Source organism: Candidatus Benthicola sp., from assembly GCF_058719085.1.
Genome location: NZ_JBZQEK010000140.1, coordinates 1 through 3,056, shown reverse-complemented (window position 1 = coordinate 3,056; position 3,056 = coordinate 1). Strand labels below are relative to the sequence as shown.

The following is a 3,056-nucleotide window of genomic DNA, read 5'->3' as shown; positions in this document are numbered from 1 at the left end:
GCCGCGCCGTCGTGGAGCAGGATGTTCTCGGGCTTGATGTCCCGGTGGATCACATTCTGGCGGTGAGCGTAGTCGAGCGCGGCGGCGACCTCGGTCGCGATGCGCACGGCGTCTGCCACGGGGAGCTGTTGTTCCCGGGCGATCCGGTCGCGAATGGTCTCGCCCTCGACGTACGGCATCACGTAGAACAGGAAGCCGTCGGCCTCACCGGAGTCATGGAGCGGCAGAATATGGGGGTGCTGTAGGTTGGCGGTCGTCTTGATCTCGGCGAGGAATCGCTCGGCACCGATCACGGCGGCCAGCTCTGGGCGCAACACCTTGACCGCCACCTTGCGGTCGTGCTTGAGATCCTCGGCCAAGTACACCGTGGCCATGCCGCCCTGCCCCAGCTCCCGCTCGATGCGGTAGCGGTTGGCGAGGGCGGCTTTGAGGCGATCCAGGGCGTCGGGCATCGTGGTCCTTGTAAGGGAACGGGGCATAATAAGGCCCCGGCGGGGATTCCTGCCAGGGAGATCAGCAGCTCGCCGCCCCTCCCCCGCCGCCCGTCCTTCCCTACTTCACTCCACACCGGCGCGCTACCGCAACTCCTCGAACCAGTCGAGGACCACCACGAGGGCGGCGTCGCCTCTCTCGCTCTCCGAGAACACGATGAACTGGCCGGTGCGCGGATCCCGGTCGTAGTTGGTCTGCATGTGGAAGGGAGCCGGCTTGAAGTCGGCGGTGAAGACCATGCGGTGCCGACCCACCGAGAACGTCGGTCTGGTCTCTACCGCGGCCGCGAAGAGGGTATCGGCCCGCCGATAGTAGATGGTCCGACCGTCACTCGACCACAGGGGTTCGGTCCCGCCACCGGACGACACCTGCCAGCGCCCCTCGGGCTCGGGGAAGGCCCGCACGTAGACCTCGTCCTGACCGGATTCCTCGGAGGTGTAGGCCGCCCATCGCGCATCCGGCGACAGCGACGGCGCGCGTTCCCAGAAACGGGTCACCACCCAGGGTCGGGGCTCGCCGACCGGGGCCAGAGGCAGACTGTACAGGCCCCCAGAGTGTCCGGGTTCGCCGTCGACATTCTCGCGAACGAGCCCGACCCCACCCGTGCCGGCGATCCTAATCGCTATCTGATCCTCCGGCCGCTCCAGCACCCGTTCCGGCGCTCCACTTCCGTCGGCGGCTCGACGCCAGATGTCAAAGTCCCGTGATCCAGCATCGGTCGAGTAGTACACGGTGTCCCCCTGCGGACTCCAGGCTGGATAGAGGGTGTTTCCCTCGAACGTGAGGCGGGACACCGTCTCCACGGTACGGTCGTAGATCCAGACCTCCATGGGGCCCTCCAGCGCCGCGTTGAACGCCACCCGCCGCCCGTCGGGTGACAACGCCGGACTCCCTCCGTCGATCAAATCCGGCAGCAGCACGCGCGCGCCTCCGGCACTGTCCATCAGCATGAGGTCTCGGCCGGCCACCTGACCACTCAGGTACACCAGTGTCCCGTTCCCGGCTATCGCGAAGTCGCCGTTCCACGAGACGCGGACCAGGATCCCTTCCATCAGGGAGATCGGATTGCCGGTCAGCTCCATGCGATCCAGATCGAATGGCGCAGCGAGGAGCGCACCGCTCGGCGACGCGTACACCAGGTGGCCGGTGGAGACGTAGTGCGGGCTCAACCCCGGCGCGAGGTAGCGGACGCTGTCCGTTCGCCGGTCGAACACGGCGATCTCGCAGAGGTCCACTTGACCGCGACAGGCCTCGAACAGGACGCCCTTTTGTCCGGGCAGCCATTCCGGCCAGCGATGGCTGGTCACCCCGCGGGCGCTATCCAAGGGCGTGAGGGTGTCCACCGAACCGCCGCCCTCGGGAACCAACAGGAGCGGGGATGCGACATAGGGTGCGTAGACGATGGTCCCGTCGTCGCCCCACGATGCCCCGCGCGAGAGTTCGGGAGCGACGGGGACGATCTCCAACGCCGGACCGCCGGACAGGGAGACCTTCTTGAGCGCACCCCCGTCCGCGTACCCCACCCATTCACCATCCGGGGAGAAGAAGGGCGCGACGCCTCTCGCGGGCAGGGCCCTACTCTTGAGCCGATCGAGGTCCCGGACGTACAGACCGCTGTCATTCGCGACGTACACGAAGCGCGAGCCGTCGGGGGCGATGGCCAGGGATGCGCCGTTACCGGCGGTGGCAGGCGCGTTGCTGCCCGCGGTGCGGATGTCGAACCGCGCGACCGCCGCCGGTCGCGCCCCTGGCCGAAGGAGGGCCCATGCGGCGATGCCCGTCATCAGTGCCAGGGCCGCGGCCAGCGCCGGGAGGCGCCAATCGCGCCTGGCCGGAGGCACGGCCCCCATTGCGACTCCTCGGACAGCCGCGCTGGTGAACCCGGGCGTGCGGAGCGCCTCGGCGAACGCCGCGGCCGAGGCGAACCGGTCGGCCGGTAACTTCTCCAGCGCCGTCGCCACCGCGGCCGCCACGTTGGGCGGCACCGCCTTCCGCGCCTTGGTGACCGGCGCCGCTTCCTCGGTCACGATCTTCATGATGATCTGCTGCGCCGAGGGGCCCACGTGCGGCGGGTTCCCCGTCAACATCTCGTACAGGACACTGCCCAGCGAGTAGATGTCCGACCGGTTGGTGAGGTCCTTCTCCGCCGTCGCCTGCTCGGGGCTCATGTAGTGGGGCGTGCCTAGGCTCAAGCCCGTCTCGGTCATCCGGCCGCCGGCCGCCGCACTCACCGCGAGCGCGATCCCGAAGTCGGCCACCATGGGACGGCCGGCGTGCAGCAGGATGTTCTCCGGCTTGATGTCCCGGTGGATCACCCCCTGGGTGTGCGCGTACTCCAGCGCGTCGGCCACTTCGACCGTGATCTTCACCGCCTCCTCGACGCCGAGCTGGGTCTCGCGATCGAGCTTCTGGCGCAGCGTCTCACCCTCGATGTAGGGCATGACGTAGAAGAGCTGGCCACCCGCCTCACCCGAGTCGAAGAGTGGGAGGATGTTGGGGTGCTGGAGGTTGGCGGTGGTCTTGATCTCGCTGAGGAATCGGTGGGCGCCCACGGCCGCCGCCAG

2 protein-coding genes are annotated in these 3,056 nt (G+C 68.4%); both read right to left on the bottom strand.

Annotation, left to right across the window (positions count from 1 at the left end; translation table 11 throughout):
* Positions 1-452 (bottom strand): serine/threonine-protein kinase (locus AC36XV_RS10700; protein ID WP_492203672.1); only part of this gene is annotated, 452 nt, incomplete at its 3' end.
* Positions 453-575: 123 nt separating this feature from the next.
* A partial coding sequence (locus AC36XV_RS10695) for a protein kinase domain-containing protein (protein WP_492203671.1) occupies positions 576-3,056 on the bottom strand: 2,481 nt, incomplete at its 5' end.